Origin of the sequence: Methanobrevibacter sp. (assembly GCF_045130115.1) — an archaeon.
Taxonomy (GTDB): Archaea; Methanobacteriota; Methanobacteria; order Methanobacteriales; family Methanobacteriaceae; genus Methanocatella.
The window spans coordinates 1-21,178 of record NZ_JBGUPC010000008.1; the positions used below are offsets into that span (position 1 = coordinate 1).

12 protein-coding genes are annotated in these 21,178 nt (G+C 33.9%); 9 read left to right on the forward strand and 3 right to left on the reverse strand.

The window, feature by feature from the left end; genetic code table 11:
- The 5 genes from ACJMML_RS01535 to amrS form a co-directional block, all read left to right on the forward strand.
- Nucleotides 1–2,905 (forward strand): Ig-like domain repeat protein (locus ACJMML_RS01535; RefSeq protein WP_405305650.1); only part of this gene is annotated, 2,905 nt, incomplete at its 5' end.
- Nucleotides 2,906–2,999: 94 nt separating this feature from the next.
- Nucleotides 3,000–6,521, forward strand: a complete 3,522-nt coding sequence (locus ACJMML_RS01540) for a hypothetical protein (RefSeq protein WP_405305651.1) — start codon at nucleotides 3,000–3,002, stop codon at nucleotides 6,519–6,521.
- A 49-nt stretch (nucleotides 6,522–6,570) separates the two neighbouring features.
- The gene (locus ACJMML_RS01545; RefSeq protein WP_405305652.1) at nucleotides 6,571–10,260 is read left to right on the forward strand and encodes a lectin like domain-containing protein; all 3,690 of its coding nucleotides are present in this window, start codon (nucleotides 6,571–6,573) and stop codon (nucleotides 10,258–10,260) included.
- A 77-nt stretch (nucleotides 10,261–10,337) separates the two neighbouring features.
- Nucleotides 10,338–11,261 (forward strand): thiamine-phosphate kinase, encoded by a 924-nt coding sequence (thiL, locus tag ACJMML_RS01550; protein ID WP_405305653.1) that lies wholly within the window; start codon nucleotides 10,338–10,340, stop codon nucleotides 11,259–11,261.
- A complete protein-coding gene (gene amrS, locus ACJMML_RS01555) occupies nucleotides 11,248–12,120 on the forward strand; it encodes an AmmeMemoRadiSam system radical SAM enzyme (protein WP_405305682.1) in 873 nt (290 codons plus the stop codon). The genes thiL and amrS overlap by 14 nt, the downstream gene beginning before the upstream one ends.
- A 23-nt stretch (nucleotides 12,121–12,143) precedes the next feature.
- On the opposite strand, the gene ACJMML_RS01560 is transcribed toward amrS, so the two are convergent.
- On the reverse strand, nucleotides 12,144–13,400 hold the full coding sequence (locus ACJMML_RS01560; protein ID WP_405305654.1) for a UbiD family decarboxylase: 1,257 nt from the start codon (nucleotides 13,398–13,400) through the stop codon (nucleotides 12,144–12,146).
- 7 nt (nucleotides 13,401–13,407) lie between these two features.
- On the reverse strand, nucleotides 13,408–14,430 hold the full coding sequence (purE, locus tag ACJMML_RS01565; RefSeq protein ID WP_405305655.1) for a 5-(carboxyamino)imidazole ribonucleotide mutase: 1,023 nt from the start codon (nucleotides 14,428–14,430) through the stop codon (nucleotides 13,408–13,410).
- Between the two features lie 226 nt (nucleotides 14,431–14,656).
- Between purE and ACJMML_RS01570 the strand changes: the two genes are divergently transcribed.
- Nucleotides 14,657–14,890: a hypothetical protein gene (locus ACJMML_RS01570; RefSeq protein WP_296782403.1), complete on the forward strand. Its 234-nt coding sequence runs from the start codon at nucleotides 14,657–14,659 to the stop codon at nucleotides 14,888–14,890.
- Nucleotides 14,887–15,309 (forward strand): winged helix-turn-helix transcriptional regulator, encoded by a 423-nt coding sequence (locus ACJMML_RS01575; protein WP_405297271.1) that lies wholly within the window; start codon nucleotides 14,887–14,889, stop codon nucleotides 15,307–15,309. Before ACJMML_RS01570 ends, ACJMML_RS01575 begins: the two co-directional genes overlap by 4 nt.
- On the opposite strand, the gene ACJMML_RS01580 is transcribed toward ACJMML_RS01575, so the two are convergent.
- Nucleotides 15,306–17,453 carry a Tex family protein gene (locus tag ACJMML_RS01580; RefSeq protein ID WP_405305656.1) on the reverse strand — a complete coding sequence of 716 codons (2,148 nt, stop codon included), beginning with the start codon at nucleotides 17,451–17,453 and terminating at the stop codon, nucleotides 15,306–15,308. The genes ACJMML_RS01575 and ACJMML_RS01580 overlap by 4 nt on opposite strands.
- A gap of 143 nt (nucleotides 17,454–17,596) precedes the next feature.
- Here ACJMML_RS01580 and ACJMML_RS01585 point away from each other — a divergent pair, with 143 nt between their 5' ends.
- Together ACJMML_RS01585 and glnA are read left to right on the forward strand one after the other, a co-directional pair.
- The gene (locus ACJMML_RS01585) at nucleotides 17,597–19,324 is read left to right on the forward strand and encodes a glycosyltransferase (RefSeq protein WP_405305657.1); all 1,728 of its coding nucleotides are present in this window, start codon (nucleotides 17,597–17,599) and stop codon (nucleotides 19,322–19,324) included.
- Between the two features lie 327 nt (nucleotides 19,325–19,651).
- Nucleotides 19,652–20,989 (forward strand): type I glutamate--ammonia ligase, encoded by a 1,338-nt coding sequence (gene glnA, locus ACJMML_RS01590; RefSeq protein ID WP_296782395.1) that lies wholly within the window; start codon nucleotides 19,652–19,654, stop codon nucleotides 20,987–20,989.
- The last annotated feature ends 189 nt before the right edge of the window (nucleotides 20,990–21,178 follow it).

The following is a 21,178-nucleotide window of genomic DNA, read 5'->3' on the forward strand; positions in this document are numbered from 1 at the left end:
TACTTTTGATTTGGCTAGTATTAGTGATAAGTTGAATGTTGGTGTTAATACTCTTGTTTTCCATCCTAATCAAGGTACTTTGGAGTCCTGGTGTTACTTTGACACTTTCAATTATAATCCTTTGACTGTTACAGTTTCTGAACCTGTTGTTGAAAATGGAGAAGGATTTATTGATTTTGAAAATCTTAATATTGAAATTAATGAGGGTGAGTCTGCTGAAATAAATGCTAATGTTTATTGGTATGAAGACATGCAATGTTATGATGAAGTTAGCTTTAGATATACTTATGTTGATTCAGAAGGTAACACAAAATCTGGTGTTGTTAAAAATATGGAAGATTTGCATGCTGACTGGGGATTCTCTTTAGTAATATCCGGATTAAAAGCAAGTGATACTCCATATACTGTAGTTTTCACTCCTGTTGAAGATGATGACTATGAAACATTCTGTATGTATAGTGGTGGAATGGATCCTAATAAACCAACTAGTGTGTCAATTACTGTAAAATTGACTATTCCTGAAAATACTGGAATAGTGTATGTGGACAGTCAAGGTAGTGACGAAAATAACGGTACTGAAAATAGTCCTGTAAAATCTATTGAAAAAGCAATTGAAATTGCATCCAAAGATACAAATACCGAACACAAAATTATCATCCGTGAAGGAACATACAAGGAACATGATTTAAACATCACTTCTGCTTTAGACATTTCTGGTGAAGGTGATGTTGTTATTGATGCTGAGCAATTAGGTAGGATCTTCAATATTGAAACTACTGAGACTGTTTTAATTTCAGGCATTACTTTCAAGAATGGTAAATCCGATAACGGTGGTGCAATTGCAATTAAAGATGCTGAAGTAACCATTGACAATTGTGAATTCATATCAAATGAAGCTTCATCATATGGTTCTGCAATTTACTGGGATGCTGATGATGGTGTATTGACAAACTCTAAATTCAGTGAAAATACTGCAAAGAATGCTGTTGTATCATTAGGTGTATTCTCTTGGAGTACTGGTGCTACAGGTGAAAACGCTTTGGTTGAAAACTGTAGTTTTGACAACAACCATAATACAGCATATGGTAATTGTATTGGATTAGATGTCACAGGTGATGGCGTAACTGTTAAAAACACTAATTTTACTAATAATAAAGGTGAATCATACTCAGAACATGGTGCATTATACATTAAAGGTGATGATGCAGTAGTTGAAAATTGTTTATTTGAAAACAATACAATGGGAATGGCTGCAGCAATGCAACTTGATGGTGAAGGCACATTGGTAAACAACTCAAGATTCATTAACAATAAAGTTATTGATGGCATTAGTACAAGATCTGGTGCAATTGAAGTTCAAAATGCAGCTGAAATCACTAATTGTGTTTTCATTGGTAACGGAGGAGATTATTGTACTGAAGGTGGTGCAATCAACATCGTTTATGCCGAATATGGTGGAGATGTATTAATTTCCAATAATGAATTCATCGATAATAGTGCTCAAAAAGGTGGTGCTGTTTATGTTGATGGTGGATCAGAAGATGGTTGCGAATTTGATTCAGTAACTATTGATGGTAATGTATTTGACGGCAACATTGCTGTAAATGGTGCAGGTATTTACACCGCTACCAGTGATGTTCCAGTCACTATCACAAATAACGAATTCAAAAACATGGAAGCCGAAAGTGGAGCATGTATTTATTCCGATGGTGTGGATTTAGAAGTTTCAGGAAATATTGTTGAAAATTGTACTTCTGCAGATGGAAACAATATTCAAAATGAATATGGTGAAATAGACGGTACTTTCCCAGAAGATATCTCTATTGAAATAACCGCAAATAATATTTTCATTGGTGAAACTGCAAATATTGTTGTTAAAGTTCCTTCTAATGCTATATCTAACATTACAGTTACTGTTGATGGTAATATTGTTGCTAATGCTAAAGCTGAAAGCGGTATTTTGAACATAACAGTATCTGATTTAATTATTGGGGAACACACTGTTGTTGTTTCATATCCTGCGGATGTTAACTATTTGGATGGAACTAAAGATGCTAAGTTCAATGTTACAAAAGTTGAAATTCCTATAGATCAGGCATTAAATGTCACCGTTCCTGAAAACAGTCAATCTCCAACTTTCAGTATTAATTTACCGGGTGCTACAGGTAATTTCACAGTTAATGTGGACGGTAAAGATATTGAAACTAAAGAGTTGAAAAATGGTAGTGCAAGCATTACACTAAAAGATTTACCTGCAGGTACTCACAATATAACTGTTCGCTACTCCGGTGACGACAAATTTGCTCCAATGGTACAAAATACTAATTTAACTATTAATAAGGTATCTACCATTATTTCCGCTTCAGGAGTATCCACTGTGTATGGTGTTTCCAAAAAACTTACTATAACTTTAAAAGATGCAAACAATCAAGTATTGGCTGGTAAAACTGTTAAAATAGTTTTAAATGGTGTAACTTACACTAAAACTACTGATGCTAAAGGTCAAGTTTCACTATCAGTTCCAACTAATTTGGCCGTAAAAACACACAGTGCCAAAATAACCTTTGCTGAAGATAATAATTATCTTGGTTCAACCAAGAATGTTAAAGTTGTAGTTAAAAAATCACCAACCAAAATAACCGCTAAAAAGAAAACCTTCAAAGTCAAAAAGGCTAAAAAATACAAAATCGTCTTAAAAACTAAGAAAGGTAAAGCAATTAAAAAGGTTAAAGTCACCCTTAAAATAAAAGGAAAAACCTACAAAGCGAAAACCAACTCCAAAGGTAAAGCAACCTTTAATCTTAAAAAGATATCTAAAAAAGGCAAATATACTGCGGTTATTAAATTCAAAGGAAACAAAAATTTCAAAGCAACAAGTAAAAAAGTTAAAATAACTGTTAAATAGAGATTAATCTCTCTATTTTATTTTTTTTTTAAAAATTTTTATTTGAGGGGGAATTTATATAAAATTTTATTTTAATAAGATTTTTCTATTATTCATGCTATTCTTAGTTATTTTGATAGTTCCACAGACATTTGCTGCTGATTTTGATAATTCAACTGAACTCATATCAGATATTCATATTGATAATGAAATTGAGGATATTAATGTGGATGAAGAGATATCTCAAAATAGTGATGATATTTTAAGTATAAATCAAGAGGATAACGTTTTATCAGATTCGGAGGCAATCTATGTCTCAACGGATGGGAATGATTATAATAATGGGGATGAAACATCACCATATAAGACACTTTATAGGGCAATAAATGTTGCTCAAGATACTGGAGTTCCAAATATTTACATTAAAAACGGTACTTATTTTGAAAGCGGACTTGAAATTCAGACATCCGTAAAAATAATTGGAGTTGGAGAAGTTATTATTGATGCTGAAAATTCCAATAGAATTTTTAAGGTCAATGGTCAGTATAATGTTGAATTTTATAATTTAACTTTAATCAATGGTAATGCGCCTGCTGATGAGTGGGACTATGGAGACCACTCATGGGAGGTAATCTGGTATGCTGCCGGTGGTGCAATTGATATCAAACAGGCACATGTTACTATGGAGAACATGAAATTCATTAATAATTCAGCAGATGATTTTGGTGGTGCAATCAATGTTGATGGTAATTTGTTTTCAATAAAAAATTCAATATTCGAGAATAATTATGCAGGAGTGCATGCAGGTGCAATAGATATAGAAGGGAATAATTCTATTGTTGATAAATGTAAGTTCATTGCCAATAGTGCAGGTGTTGGAGGAGCTATTGGTTGCATTGGAAATGCTGCAACAATTATTAATTCAATATTTGAAAATAATATGGTTAACGGTTATGAACATGGTGGAGGAGCCATAAATATTCAAAATGGCCCTTATAGTAATGACAATAATGCTCATCTTATTAAAAATAATAAATTCATAAATAATGACGCCGTCCAACAGGGAGGTGCAATAAATGTAGAAAACCAGCAAATGAATAATGCTGTTGACTGGACCGTAATTGAAGGAAATGAATTCATTAACAACACAAGTTTTAATGGAGGAGCTATTTCAGCATATTACGGTGATACATTAATTAGGGATAATTTATTTGTAGACAATCGTGCAGATTACGGTGGAGCGATTGCAAGTATAACAACTGTCGACAGTACAATTTATATTGTTGGAGGACTCTACTTGAAAAACAATACAATAATCAATTGTAAGGCAGCAGAAATAGGAAATGCAATATTCAACAGAGGTTATTTGGGTTCCACTTTAAACATAACATTTGTTGAAGGAAAAACAGTTTATAATAAAGGAAAAGCTATTGATTTGAATGTCAGTGTTTGTGATGATGTAGGTAATCCTATAAGTGGTTCTCCTTTAAAAATAACTGTTGGAGGTAAGGATACAATCAATCCTTCATCTGATTTGATTGAGGGAATCGGTTCAGTTCATTTTGTTCCAAGAGAAAATGGAACATTTGTCATCTCTGGAGTTTATTGGAGCGATCAGCTCATGAATGAAGTATATAATGTTGTTAATGGTACCCTTATCGTTGAAAATGCAACTCCCGATTATTTTGGTATTATTCATGTTTCCGAATTGGAAGGGGATGATGACAATACAGGAAGTGAAGACAGTCCCGTTAAGACATTTAGGCAAGCTTATTTGTTGGCCGTTCGTGAAGGCGGATCTTATAATATGGTAATTAATAAAGGTACTTATGTTGTCGAAGGTTTCACTATTGAAAAATCTTTTAATATTACAGGTATCGATAATCCTATTTTAGACGGTAAAAACCAGGCTACTTTATTGTCCCTTTATGGAGATGTCAATGATGAATTCCATATTAAAGGATTAACCTTTAAAAATGGTGTTGCAAGCCCAAGTAGGGACGCCAGCATTTATGAAGGAGGAGCTATTTTCCTAAAAGGCGGTAATTTATATCTTGAAGACAATGTTTTCACATCAAATTCTGCAAAAGACTATGGTGGAGCAGTCTATATTAATAAAGGAATGGATTCCTGGGGAAGAATGTACGATGCATATGCATATATAACAAACTGTACATTCAAAAACAATGAAGCGAATTATTTTGGTGGAGCTTTAGGCCTTTATGACAGTAATGTCATTGTTAAAAATTGTAATTTCCAATCAAATAGAGCTAAAACTGGTGGAGCTATTTCAATTGTAAATGGTATGGGTAATTTAACTGTTGTTAACTGTTCATTCAAATTAAATAAGGCTTCTGAATTTGGAGGAGCTTTAGACATAGCTGCAATATATACTAGATACTTTGCAAAAGTTTATAATTCAACATTTACTCTAAATACAGCGAATAATGGTGGTGCTGTTAATGCAGAAGGTTCTACTATTTCTAATTGTATTTTCATGAATAATAATGCTTATTACGGCGGAGCCATATTTTCAAACACTACCTTTTTAGGTGAAGCAATTACAGATAAAACTATCGTTGAATATTCAATTTTTGACAATAATATTGCTGATATTTCTGGATTGGATTATTATGGAACTTCTTATCTTGTCAATAACAATTTTTGGGGAAATAATTTTAATTCATTAAATGGTTTAAAAGGTAGTAATCATATTTTCTTTGTATCTGACAATGATAAATTAACATGGGTCAACATTGAAATTAAAGGTTCGGAGAATGTTACACTTGGTTCTCATGAATATCTTTTAAAATTTGTATTTAATAATGGAAATGACTTAAACGGTACTTTACCTGATTATAAGGTTAAATTATCAAATAATATTCTTAATAATACTTTAGATGTCAATGAAGCTATAATTTCTGATAATACTTGTATTTTGCACTATAATGCAACTGCAGGCGGTAATGATGTATTGGTTGTGAAAAATATAAATAATGTTTTAATTACTGCAAAGGACATTGAGATTAAAGGTCAAACTCCAGACATTGATAATGACTCTTCTGTTGTGGTTAAGAAAGTGACAAAACTTACCGTGCCAAATAAAACAATTGTCGTAACTTCAAATAACAAAAAAGTAACTATTTTATTGGCTGATAGTGAAGGCAATCCGATTTCAAATAAAATTGTTAATTTTAAAATTAATGGCGTTTCTTCTTCTGTAAAAACCAATTTTAAAGGAGAAGCAGACATAAAATTGAATCTTAAGGTAAATACATACAAATTAACTGTAAAATTTGAAGGAGATAATAACTATAAATCTATTTCCAAAGTTGCTACTATTAAGGTTATTAAGGAAAAAACAAAACTAAAAGTACCTAAAAAGACTTATAAAAAATCCAGCAAATCCAAAAAAGTTTACATTACACTTAAATCTGCTAGCGGAAAGGCTCTTTCAAAGAAAAAAGTCACCTTCAAATTAAATGGTAAAAAATATTCGGCCAAAACAAATTCTAAAGGTAAAGCAATTGTTAAAGTAAAATTAAATGTTAAAAAAACATATAAATATACTGTTAAATTTGCAGGAGATAGTAAATTTTCACCTATTTCCAAGAAAGCCAGAATTAAAATTAAATAAGAATGGTTTTTAACTGTTCTTATTTTAATATTTTTAAAATGGAGATCATATGAGACTAGAATATTTGGTGATAATTTCCATATTGGTGTTGATTTTAATCCCAATCAGCTTTGCTTCTGAGGATAATCTGGATAACTTAACTGAAACATCAGATGAAATCTTAATTGAAGAAACTGAAGTTGAAAATTCACAATTAATGGACAATCAATCTGTGGGCGGTGATATTGGCTACTTTAGCGAAAACAATGAAAACATTGAAGATCCATTACTGGACGACACTTTTGCTAACCCTACAATTCGCCACAATGATAGAAACACTTTCTATGTTAATGATTCATACATTGGATATCAGTCAGGCAACAGTACAAATCCTTTCAAAACAGTTGATTTGGCATTTTCAAACTTGAATTCCCAATGGGGAATCTCAAACATCTACATAGCAAATGGCAATTATAAAATTTCCAAAACAATCGATGTAACCAAAAATTTGAATATTGTCGGTGAAGATTCATTTAAAACAGTCCTTGACGGAAATAACCTGTTTGAGATTTTATCAGTTAAAACAAATGGTTTAACTGTAAGCCTTATAAATTTGACATTTGCATCCGGAAATACGTATTATGGTGGAGCCGTTTATAACAATAGAAGTACAATTAAGATAATAAACTGTATTTTCAAGGATAATTCAGCTGTTGGACATGAATCCGTTTCGGGTAATTATTCTGCAGCCGGCGGGGCTTTATATAATGAAGCCGGATTTTATAAAATATTTAATTCAACATTCATTAATAACAAGGCATTGTCCAGTTTGAATATTTATGGGGGAGCCATTTATAATGATTTGGGCTCATTGAGTATCTTAAATTCTAGGTTTATCAATAATTCAATTGATGATGGTGAATATGGATGTGGAGGATCCATTTATAATTTCAATGGATTTTTAACAGTATTCAATTCAACATTTAATGAAAATTCGATTAAAACGGACTATTCAATTGGTGGCGCAATCTACAATTACGAAGCCCATAACGTTTATATAATAAACTCAACATTTGACGGAAATAAAATTTATGGGGATTATACTTTGGGTTCAGCAATAGCCAATAGTGCATCTTTACTTGATATTGTTAATTCAACATTTTTTAATAATTTGGCTAATGCTACTTCTCTTGAAAATTCAACAATTTATCAAATAAATGGTTTCTATAATTTTATTAACTCAACAGCGTTTAATAATACCATACTAAATCCAATAAAAGATTTGTTAATTTGCCTTGAAGAACAGTTTGTTGTTTCCCAGCCATTTGGAAATTTATTAAATGATTTGCCATCAAAATATGATTTAAGAACCGAAGGATTGGTAACTGATGCTAAGAATCAAGGTACATCTGGAGCTTGTTGGGATTTCACTATACTTGCGGCTTTGGAATCATATTTATTAAAATATGAAAATACCTCCTTTGATTTATCTGAAAATAACTTAAAAAATATCATGAGTTCGAGAGGAGTGAATGGTACCGATTGGCAAGAAGGAGGCAATTATCAGATGGCTCTTGCATATTTACTTCGTTGGGACGGACCAATTGATGAGGAGGATGATTCCTTCAGTTCTTATGCAACAATTCCACATTATGGCTTAAATCCACTAAAACATGTTCAAGGAACAATGTTTATTCCAATGCGTTTAGGTTATTTGGATAATAATCAAATTAAATGTGCAATAATGAAATATGGTGCTTTATATGCATCTATTTATGGAACTTCTATGAATAGTAATGTATACAATTCTGTAGCTAATATTCCAAATCATGCTGTTGCAATTGTAGGATGGGATGATAACTATCCCTCTACTAAATTTTCAGGATCAAGACCTCCTGGAAATGGAGCATTTATAATTAAGAATAGTTGGGGTTCTAGTTATGGTCAAAATGGTTTTGGATATGTTTCATATTATGACAAATCATTTGCAGGTTTTTCCTTAGATAGCATTTCGGCGATGGCATTCACTGATGTTGAAAACACAACAAATTATAAAGATATTTATCAATATGATGTTTTAGGAAATACCTATGAGTCATTAGGTTATAATAATCAAACAGCTTGGCTAGCTAATCAATTTACGGCAATATCTGATAATCCGTTATCTGCTTTTGGTCTTTATACTTATGGCTGTTCTGATTATTGGGTTGATGTTTATGTAAATGGTGAGTTGAAACATTCACAAGCGGGAAATGTAAGTCATGGAGGTTATCATACAGTCAAATTAGATAAATTAGTTAATTTATCAATAGGGGATCTATTTAGAATTAATGTAAGATTAACAACTTTTGATTCACTGTTCCCTGTAGCTATTGAATCTCAGCGTAATGGATATTCAAGTAAAGCAACTGCAGAGTTTAGTCAGTCATTTATCAGTCAAGATGGAATTAATTGGATTGATTTAGCACAAAATTTTGAAATTGTTAAAATTTCCGGATGTTTATATAACAAAACAATGACTCAGGTAAATGTTTGTCTTAAAGCTTATACGGCTAATGTAGGGGATTTAAAAGTAGATATCATTTCAAATTCATCGTATTTTTATAAAAATGATGAAATAAATGTTATTTTTAATTTAACAAACATTGGCGATTATGTTAGAAATCTAAATATATCATTTAATTTTGATAAGGTAATTAAAATTTTATCAATTAACTCCACTAAAGGAGCTTTTAAAAATAACAAATTAATCATTGATAGTTTAGAAAACTCTGAATCACTTATTTTAAATTTAACATTTATGGCGATGGATATTAAGGATACAATAGAAAACTCTATTTCAATAACTAGTTTAGATAGTATTAGAAATAACAAATCTATTAACTTTAATTTATCTTATGCCGGGTTTACATCTTTTAAGGTAAAAAATATAAGTTCATTTTCTAAATCTGGAGAATATTTTAATATTTCTATTTCAGATTCATTAAATAATCCTATTTCTAATGTAACTGTTATAATTAATATAAATAATAAAAATATTAGTCTAACAACAGATGATAATGGAACAGTCATATTTGATGTAGATTTATTGGAAGGTAATTATCTCAGCAGTGTTTATTTTGAAGGTGATGGAATATATAAATCTTGTAATGCTACGTTTAACGTGTCTATTTATAAAAAAAATACTCAAATAAGTTGTAACAACATTAATACAAATGCAATTGTTGTAAAAATAGATGGAAAATCTGGCCCTTATCTAGAAGTAACTTTAAAAGATTATGAATTTAAAAATTTGGCTAATAAAAATATTCAAATTAAATTAAATTCACAAACTTATAACATAGTAACAAATAAAAATGGAATAGCCAGACTTCAGATTAACATTGCAAGAGCAGGCACATACACAGCAATAATTAACTTTTTAGGGGATGAAAAATATTATGAATCCTCAAAAATCAGCAAAATAATTGTTAAAAAGAAAAAGATGTCTTTAACAGTTCCTAAAAAAACGTTTAAATCATCCAAAAAGGTTAAAAAATTAACTGCTACTTTGAAAATCTATAAGGGAAAACCTATTTCTGGGAAAAAACTTATTTTTAAGATTAATGGCAAAAAATATTCTGTTAAAACTAATAAAAAAGGTGTAGCTCTACTAAAAGTTAAATTTTCTAAAAAGAAAACTTATAAATTCTCAGTTAGCTTTAAAGGGGATTCAACATACAATAAAATAGTAAAAAAATCAAAATTTATAATAAGGTAAATAAATTAATTATTTACTTTTATTTTTTTAAAATTTTTTGATAAATTTTATTTATTTAAAAATTTATACTAATATTCATGACCTTGAAAGTCTCAGATATCGGCGAGAAGGAATTGGTCAGATATATCATTTCTAATTCCAAGGATATCACGCCGGATGATACAGCAATAACTGATTTTGACAATACAAATCTTATTTCAACATGTGACATGCTGATTCAGTCAAGGCACTTTCCTGATAACATGTCCTATTTTGACATGGGCTTCAAGGCAGTCACAGTCAATGTGAGTGATCTTGCGGCTATGGGGGCAGAGCCATTGGGATTTCTGCTTGCAATTGCTCTTCCAAAGGATTTGGAAATTGATTCCTTTAAAAAAATCCTTGATGGTGTTCTGAGCGCCTGTGACTATTATTCAATTCCGCTGATTGGCGGAGACACAAATGAGGCATCGGAAATAATAATCACCGGCACCGCATTGGGCCTGACAGATAAGCCGATAATGAAAGATACTTATCAAAAGGGTGATTTGATAGCGATTACCGGCAACATCGGTCTTGCCGCATTGGGATTTGAAATGGACACTTTCGATAATGTATATGTAAAGCATGCCTTAAAACCGGAAGCAAGGATTAAGGAGGGTGTAATCCTGAAGGATTATGCAACTTCATCCACTGACATTACCGACGGGCTTGCAAGCGAGTTATATGAGATTAAAAGGGATGGTTTCGGCTTCATGATTTATGAGGACATGTTAAAGGTTTCTGATGAGTATAAAAACCTGGCCGGCGAATTGGGCCTTGATTATCTGGATTTGATATTGCATGTCGGCGAGGATTTTGAGCTATTATTCACTATTTCCAGGGAGAATCTTGAAAAGTTGCCGATTGACAGCATGGTAATCGGTGAGGTTAACGATTCGGATGTTGTTGAACTTACCCTGGAAAACGGCTATGTTGAAAGAATAGAAAACAAAGGCTATGAGCATTATGTTAGTGAGTAGCGATTTATACAAAAAGAGTTCCAAGACACAAAAGATCAGATGTGAAATCTGCGCAAACTACTGCAAGATTGCCGACGGCAGTACAGGAGTTTGCAGGCAGCATAAAAACATAAATGGCGAGTTGTTTGATGAGTCATATGGTATTGTTTCATCACTTAGTCCCGATCCGGTTGAAAAAAAGCCTTTGAATCATTTTTTGCCGGGGACATTTACATACTCAATCGGAGGTTTCGGGTGTAACATGACATGTCTGCACTGCCAGAACTATATGATATCACATGAATTTGACAAAAATTCAAGAGGTATCAAAATAACTCCAGAAGCGATTGTGGAAAATGCACTTAGGTACAATTGCAAGTCAATTGCTTGGACCTATAATGAACCTACAATACACTTGCTATTCTCCAAGAAAACCTCTTTGCTTGCAAGGCAAAAAAACCTGAAGGTAATCTATGTCACCAACGGCTATTTTTCGGATAAGTCAATTGAAGAAATCTTAACATTTGTCGACGCATTCAACATAGACCTTAAGGCAATGTCCAGGGATTTCTACAAAAAAGTCTGTGGTGCAGATTTAGATGTTGTTTTGGACAATATAAAAATGGTTTATGATGAAAGCAAGCACCTGGAAGTAACCAATTTAATTATCAATGATTATAATGATTCAATTGAAGAAATTAATGAATTATGTGATTTTGTAGTAAATGAATTGGACTGCAATGTTCCGCTTCATTTCTCAAGGGCATTTCCATACTATAAGATGAATGACATTTCACCGACAAGGCCTGAAATCCTGTTTAAGGCAAAAGAAATAGCTTTAGATAAGGGAATAAAAAATGTGTATTTGGGTAATATTTAAAAAAAATAAATTAAGAAGTTAGTTTACTCTCCAAAACTAACTCTTTCGAATTTTTCCAATGTTTTAAGTGATTTGGTTGCATCAACTCCGATTTTAGTGGTTGTACCATCACTTTCAGCTACAGGATCTAATGAGGATCCACGGACATTTGGAACAATCATGATGTCACGGTCACCTTTTACACGTGTGGCTATTGCATATTCGACATCTTCGGTATCAAATATGTTCACGTCAGTGTCCACAGCAACGCAGTGTTTTAGTGAAGGGTGTGCAGACAATGCTGCCATGATTGCGTTCTTACCGTCACCTTCAGTCTGCTTGTTGATTGATACAACCGCATGAAGCCAGCAGCAGCCTCCTTCACTCAATACAACATTTTCAACTGTAGGAACCGCATTTTTAACTGCCTTGTAAATCCTTGGCTCTTGAGGAAGACCTTGCAACAATTTATGTTCAAATCCTGCAGGAACTATTGCATGATAGCAAGGATTGTCCTTTTTGATGTGCATCTTTTCAAGGTTAATGATTGGCTGGTCACGGATGATGTCGTAAGTGTCAGTCAGGTCAACGAATGGCCCTTCGGCAACGGTTTCAGTCACTGAAATCTTACCTTCAAGAATAATGTCAGCCTGTGGAACTTCCAAATCACCGCATTTGATGAGTTCAAGCTCGCCATCCTTGAATGCGTTTGCAACTTCCATCTCGTTGTAGTCGATAGGTATTGAAGTGGTACTTGCAAGAAGTATTGCAGGGTCCATTCCGATAGCTATTGCAATATCCAAGTCCTCACCAGCCTTTTGGGCATTTTGGAAATAGGTATAAAGGTTTCTAGGCACGATTCTGATGACCAGTCTTTTATCGTCAAGCACCATCATCCTGTGGATTGAAGCGTTCTGGATGCCTGTTTTAGGGTCACGTGCAAACACGACACCGGCAGTAATGTATGCTCCACCGTCTCTTTTATAATGTGTTAAAATAGGAATTTTTCCTAAATCAATATCTAGATTATCATAATCTGAAAAATCGGTGAATTTGGTAACTTCAAGCGGGTTTTCCATTGCGTCAATGATTTTTTCGGTAATCTCTGACACTTCACAGTTGATTGATTTAGCAATCTTGTCACGGGTATTGCAGATTCCGGTTACAACTGGCATGTCATATCCTTTCACGTTTTTAACAATAACTGTGTCCTTAGGATATTCTCTTAATACTTTTGAGATTTCATATTCAGTTGAAAGCTCATCTGCAATTTCTATAATGTTTTCGTCTTTAAGGTTCATGTTATCACTATAAGCTTATTTTTTTATCCTTTAATTTCTCAAGAATGTCCACCATTTCCGGATTTCTGATTGAAAATATTTCACCTGCCAATATTGCAGCATTCTTTCCGTTGTTTATGCCGACAGTTGCAACGGGAACTCCCGGTGGCATGCTGACAGTTGTAAGCATGTAGTCATCGCCGTTTTCATTGGTACATGGAACTCCGATTACAGGTCTTGCTGTAAGGCCTACAAGTCCTCCTGTAACCTGTGATGAGTTGGAGCTGACTCCAATGAAAATTTTGGCGTTTTTCATGGACTTGACATAATCGATGAATTTTTTGTTTGATCTGATTGGACAGACGACTTTCATGTCATATGTAATTTTAAGTCTGTCAAGAAGTTTGGTTATTTTTTTGGCTGTTAACACATCTGCTTGTCTTCCAACAATGATCGCCACTTCAGCATCCTTGTTTTTGCATCCTCCATTCTCTTCATCCGCTTCGACTTTATTTATTTCAATTTCTTTAACTTTTATGAAGTCATTTCTGATGAATGGCCTGTTAATCGGCTGGACAAGGTTTTCATTGCTGTCAATTACCTTTTGAGCATAATCCTTTCTTAATTTTATTACCTTCTGATGTATCTCATCGTCATGAAGTCCGATGAATTGTGCAGCGAGTATTGCCGCGTTATCTCCCCTGTCAATTCCAACGGTTGCTATAGGGGATGGGTAAGGCATTTGAATGATTGACTGTAAAGCATCGATACCTCCTGTTTTTACATCAACCGGAACTCCAATGACGGGTCTGTACGTATATGCCGCAATTGAACCCGGCAGGTGCGCAGCCAAACCTGCAATTCCAATAAATACTTCTATTCCAGCAGCAGTACCTTGAGTAACGATTTCACGAACAAGATTAGGTGTCCTGTGGGCTGATGCTATTTTTAAACTGTATGGTATTTCTAATTTATCCAATATGTCCATTGCTTTATTTGCAATGGCAATATCTGATCCGCTTCCAAGAATAATCATTATCTTTGGTGTCATTTAAAAATCCCTTCTAAAAATAAATGTTAATATATTTATTTTATGTCTAAGTACTATTAAGATTTTTGCAAATTTACATAATCTGATAAAATTTACTTAGTATTATAATAATTACTTATACATATATAATTGTGTTGGTTTAAAACCAACAAATATATAAATATTATAAAAAATATAATATGACATGACAAGAAAAATTCAGAATAAACATAGGATAGGTGACAAATTGATTTACACGGCAAAGACACCTAATGGCTGGTCAATCGTTATCATGCCGGATAACATCCTGATTGACAATTATCATATTGATAGGGTTCATATTCATCCTGACCCTAAAAAACATGTTCATAAAGTAGAAATAAGTCAACTAGATATGGAAAAAATTTTAGAAACAATTAAAGATTACTTAAATGCATCAAATAGTTTTGATGTTGAGGAGTTAATGGAGATGTTAAAGTGATTATAACTTTAGTCAAAAAGCAAACAGGGCATGAATTTATTCGAGAAATGGAAGAAACATATAACTCCATTTCAGAACTAGAAAAACTGTTTGAAAGAACAAACAATATGAAAATGTATGTTGATTTAGAAAATTGGAGATATTATAGGGATAACTTGGATGAAGAAATAGAATTAACTGAAAGTTTGGTAACAAATAAATTATCCTTATCAGATTTGGATTTGATTATTTTAAATACCATTAAACATGAAAAGCCTAGAAGCATCCGTGATTTGGCAAATAAGATTAATAAAGATGTAAGTAATGTACAGCCTAAAGTTAAAAGATTAGAAGAAGAAGGATTTATTAAATTTGAAGTTGGTGCAAAGAATAGCAAAATTCCTTACTTAACATTTGATGAAATTAAATTGGAGATTTAGAGTATCATCGAAAGATTAATCCTGTTCCTTTTGGTATCAACATCCAAGACCTTAACGTCAACGATGTCCCCTACACTCACAATATCTAAAGGGTGTTTGACAAATCTATCTGCCACCAACTGCGAGATGTGAACCAGTCCGTCCTGATGAACTCCGATATCGACAAATGCACCGAAATCAACAATGTTTCGGACTGTTCCCTGCATTATCATGCCTTCCTCCAGATCATCAATCGATAATACGTTCTTTCTCAGCATAGGCTTCGGCATGTCTTCACGGGGGTCACGGCCAGGCTTTTTGAGCTCCTTAATGATATCCTTCAGGGTTTCTTGGCCGATATCCAATCTTTCAGACAGTTCCTTAATGTCAATGTTATCTAATTTGAGTTTTGAGGTTCCTATATCATTAACGGAGTAATTAAGATTATCCAATAATTTTAAGGTTGCATCATATGATTCGGGGTGAATTGTGGTATTGTCAAGAGGATAATCCGGATTATCAATTTTAATAAAGCCTGCACATTGTTCAAATGTCTTTTTACCGAGTTTATTGACTTTCAGCAATTCCTTTCTGCTTTTAAAGCTTCCGTTCTCCTCCCTGTATTCGATAATATTTTTAGCTGTTGTATTTCCAATGCCTGAAACGTAATTCAGGAGACTTACCGATGCGGTGTTCAGGTCAACTCCCACTTCATTAACCACTTTTTCAACAACGCCGGTCAATGATTCATTCAATCTCTTTTGATTCATGTCATGCTGGTACTGTCCGACGCCAATTGATTTCGGATCGATTTTAACAAGTTCTGCTAACGGATCCTGTAGCCTTCTTGCAATTGATACTGCGCTTCTTTCACCCTCTGAAAACTCCGGAAATTCCTCATCAGCCAATTTTGAGGCTGAGTATACTGATGCTCCAGCCTCATTGACAATAATGTATTCGACATTTGTGTTTTTGATAATTTGAGATACAATCTCTTCAGACTCTCTTGAGGCAGTACCATTGCCTATTGCTATAACATTAATGTCATATTTTTCAATCAGTTCACGAACAGTTTTTATGGATTCTTTAACCTTATTCTGAGGCGCTGTCGGATAAATCAAAGAGGTATCCAACACTTTTCCGGTTTTGTCAATAATGGCAAGCTTACAGCCTGTCCTGAATGCCGGATCCCATCCTAGGATTGTCTTGCCGACAAGCGGGCTTTCCATCAGAAGCTGATTCAGATTTTTTGCAAATACTTCTATTGACTTCTCTTCGGCCTTTTCAGTTAATGAATTTCTTATTTCCCGTTCAATTGCAGGGGAAATCAGACGTTTATAAGCGTCGCTAACTGCTTCTTTAATGATTGGTGTCGTATACTTGTTGTATTCTATCTTTTCAGGTATTTTTGAGATGTTTTTAAGCATGTGCCTGTTTAAATACTTCAAAATTTCATCGCTGTCGCAGGTGATTTTTGCTTTGATTATGCCTTCGTTTTCAGCCCTGTTGATTGCCAGAATCCTGTGTGGAGGTATCCTTTTGACTTTTTCTGAATAGTTGTAGTAGATGTCATATTCCGTAGAGGTGTCCTTGTCTTTGGCCTTTGTTTCGATCTGGCCGGTGTGGAAGGTATTCTGACGGATTTTCTTTCGGAATGTGGAATTGTCCGAAATGATTTCAGCTATGATGTCCTGTGCGCCCTGAATCGCCTCTTCAGGGGTTTTCACCTCATCGGTGACATACTTTTTGGCTATATTTTTGACGCTTTCCTTAACCTTTTGTTTTAAGATGATATTTGCCAGTGGCTCAAGGCCTTTTTCACGTGCCTTTGTCGCCCTTGTTTGTTTTTTGCTTTTGAATGGCCTGTAGATATCTTCAAGCTCAACTAAAGTTTCAGCCTTGAGAATCTGACTTTTCAAATCATCATCAAGCTTTCCTAGCTCTTCAACCCTTTTCATTACATTATCCTTTTTTTCTTCCAGGTTGCGCAAATATTTAAGCCTTTCATCGAATTTCCTCAATGTCTCATCGTTGAGAGAACCTGTCACATCCTTTCTGTACCTTGCGATGAAGGGTATGGTATTTCCGTCATCAATCAGTTTGATTACCTTTTTAACCTGCCAGTTGGCCAGATTCAATTCCTTTTCAAGTGTCTTAACAATCATCAAATACTACCTAAATCAATATTTCTTTTTAATTCAATATTATCACTTATCGATTAATAATTTTTTGTTTGCATTAATAATAACATTTATAACTATTTAAATTATAAAAATAATAATGTAGAAATTAAAAACGGTGAATTTAATTGTATTGGTTTTTTGTAATTATTGCATTTTTGCTGGCGGGCATCAAAACCCAAAAACCTAAAAAATACCAGAAGGTTTCTGTAATCATTCCTGCCTACAACGAAGAGGATACCGTGGCCAAAGTTGTGGAAGTGGTCAGGAAGGTATCGTTTGTTGATGAGATACTCGTTGTAAATGACGGGTCATCCGACAACACCGAGGCCGAAGCGATGAAGGCCGGAGCTCGTGTAATCACCCATGAAACCAACAAGGGTAAGGGTGAAGCGTTGTTCACTGGTTACAGGGAAGCGGAATGTGATATTATAGCTTTCATTGATGCGGACATTCATAACCTGACCTCCAAAAAGGTTGAGGCGATGATCATGCCGATTCTCGAAGGAAAGACTGACATTACCAAAACCAAATTCGCACGTGCCCGTGGACGTGTAACTGAACTTACAGCGAAACCGCTTCTAAACTTTTTCTTCCCTGAAATCTCTTTTGAGCAACCTTTGAGCGGTCAGTTTGCGGCACGTAAGGATGTATTGAAACGCATTAATTTTGAAAAGGACTACGGTGTCGATGTGGGTATCGTTATTGATGCTGACGTGTTGGGAATTTCAATAACCGAGGTCGACATTGGTGCAATCGAGCATGACATGTCCCCGCTTGAGGATTTGAACCTGATGGCAAATGAGGTTGTAAGGACTATCATGAGCCGTGCCAACAAGTATGGCCGTGTTATCATGATTGACGAAATCGGTCATTTTATCCGAATGTCAATTGTGGGATTGTCCTTGGTTATCTTAGGCCTGTTTACAATATTTTTCGTAAGCTTTGTTCCGTTGGCTGTCGGTATAATGATTGGCGTAATCGGCCTTATAATTGCAATCTACTATATTGTCAAGGTCATCGTAAAGTCAATCGTAATGTTTAAAAAGACTCCTAAGGGAAACCTTGTACGATCGTTTATCAAAATTCATTTTCCGCTCATTATTTCAATCATTTTATTGCTTTTAATGATTTCAACATTTATCGGAGCGGCACATTATGAAAATGGTGTTCTGTCAATCGAGCCAAATTCAAGAAACCTGATTATTTATGCGGACAGTTCAGCAAGGGACAATGCAATCACTGTAAGGGGCCCTTATACTGTTGATGTCGCTATCGAAGATGAATTGGACATAATACGCATGCCGGCCGATGCCATGATGACATTGGGTGTTAAGGAAAACGATACGATACAGATTGATGACAATTCTTATACAATCAAAGATGCAAGGGACGGCGAACCTAATGTATTAAGATTGCCTAAAGAGGCTAAAAACTTCCTGAATCTTGAAGAAGGAAACGTGATTCAAAACACCCGCTTAAAGCAAGTGTTTGAAGGAACGGTAATGGTCCATAGCTATGAGAATGAGAATTCCACTGTTTATGAAGAGTATATAGTTTCTTCCAGAGATGTTCATTCATGCACATATGAAATCTTTTTAGACAATACTTCAATTGTTTACTCATCAGGAATATTCAAAAAGAACTCAACATATGATATTAAGGTCAATGATGAATTTATTACCTCATTTAACTTTAATAAGGATAGCAATGTCACATTTGACTATGGAAATCACACCGTTGAAATAGTGTTTAAGGATAAGAATACAACATCCATAAAACAAATTCCACGGGAAAGTCAGGGAACCTTCCTGAATTTTGAATTGGATTCTGTAGATTCCACGTCAAATATTTAGAAATATTTTCCATTTAATTATCTATTTTTTTGTTTTCCATCAATAATTTTTTTAATTAGTTTTTAACGACATCTAAATGATTTTTTTCATCGGTTTTCCATTAATCCTCTGATAATTAAGAAAATACTGTTTTTATTTTAGTTTTCATTTTTTCCCATATTCAAAATATTTATATATTAATAATGCTAAATTTATTAATCGGAAGGAATGTTCCTTCCGACAATGTATTTCCGACTATACATTATATCAAATTCATTTAGTAAAAAATTTTCAACTTTCTAAATATTCAGCTAAATGAAAAATAAACTCAAAAATTGATGTGAAAGAATGTCAGAAAGAGATGATAAATTAGACCAAATAATTAAAACAATAGAAGTAAACGACATAAAATTTTTGAAATTAGAGCTCTCAGACATACATGGGCTACCAAAAAGTATGGCAGTACCTCTTAAAAAAGCCGATGATGTTGAAGACATCGTAAATGATGGATTATTGTTTGACGGATCCTCAATTGCAGGATTAGCTTCAATTAATGATAGTGATTTGCTTGCAAAACCGGATATCGATACATTTTCAACAATTCCATGGAGACCTGAAGTGAAAGGTACCAGCAGATTCATCTGTGATATTTTCACTACAGAGGGAAAACCTTATGATGGAGACCCAAGAGGAGTGCTTAAAAAATCATTACAATTGGCAGAAAAAAGAGGATACCAATTCAATATGGGTCCTGAACCGGAATTCTTCATTATAACAAAAGATGAAAACGGAAATTACATACCTGCAGATGAAGCTGAATATTTTGATGTAGAACCTCTAGACCAAGGTACTGATATCAGAAGGGAAATCGTATTAGGTTTAGAAAAATTGGATTTCAATGTTGAGGTAAGTCACCACGAAGTGGCTGCAGGACAGCACGAAGTAGACTTTAAATATGCTGATGCTTTAAAAACAGCTGATGCTGTAATAACATTTAAAGAGGCAGTCAAAGCTGTAGTAAACAACTTAGGATTTAAAGCAACATTCATGCCAAAACCGTTCCTCGGAATCAACGGTAGTGGAATGCACTGTAACCAAAGTTTGTTTAAAGACGGAAAAAACATTTTCTATGATCCGGATACTGAAAACCAAATATCACAGGAAGCATTATACTTCATTGGAGGATTGCTGAAACATGCACCGGCTTTATCAGCAATATTATCCCCAACTGTCAACTCTTATAAACGTTTAGTGCCTGGATACGAGGCACCATGTTACATAGCTTACGGATTCAAAAACAGGTCAACATTATTAAGGATTCCTGCATCCCGTGGATTAGGTACAAGAATCGAGTGCAGGTCAGCTGACCCATCATGTAACCCATACTTGGCATTTGCAGTGCTTCTCGAAGCGGGTTTAGATGGTATGGACAATAAGATTGATCCTGGCGAACCGACTGAAGAAAACCTGTTTGCACTTTCCGAAGATGAAATTGCCCAAAAAGGAATTGGCAATTTGCCAACAAGCTTATGGGAAGCATACCATTCATTAGAAGAGGATGAGGTTGTTAAAAACGCTCTTGGAGAAAAAGTATTTAATCAATTCTATAACATCAAAAGGGCCGAATGGGATGCTTATAGAATTCAAGTCTTCGATTATGAGAGGGATGAGTACTTAAACGTATAATATCACTGAATTGATTGGCGGTCTTGTTTAAGATTTGGTCTTTAAATGAGCTGCCAATCGATCTTAAATTTTTTTGGAGGTTGAGAATTAAAGCGAAATCAGAAAACAGTGAAATATTGAAGTTAAACAGTTTTTAAGATTTTAGAATTATTTTTTTTAAGGCATATGGTAATTTTAGAATTGCAGTTA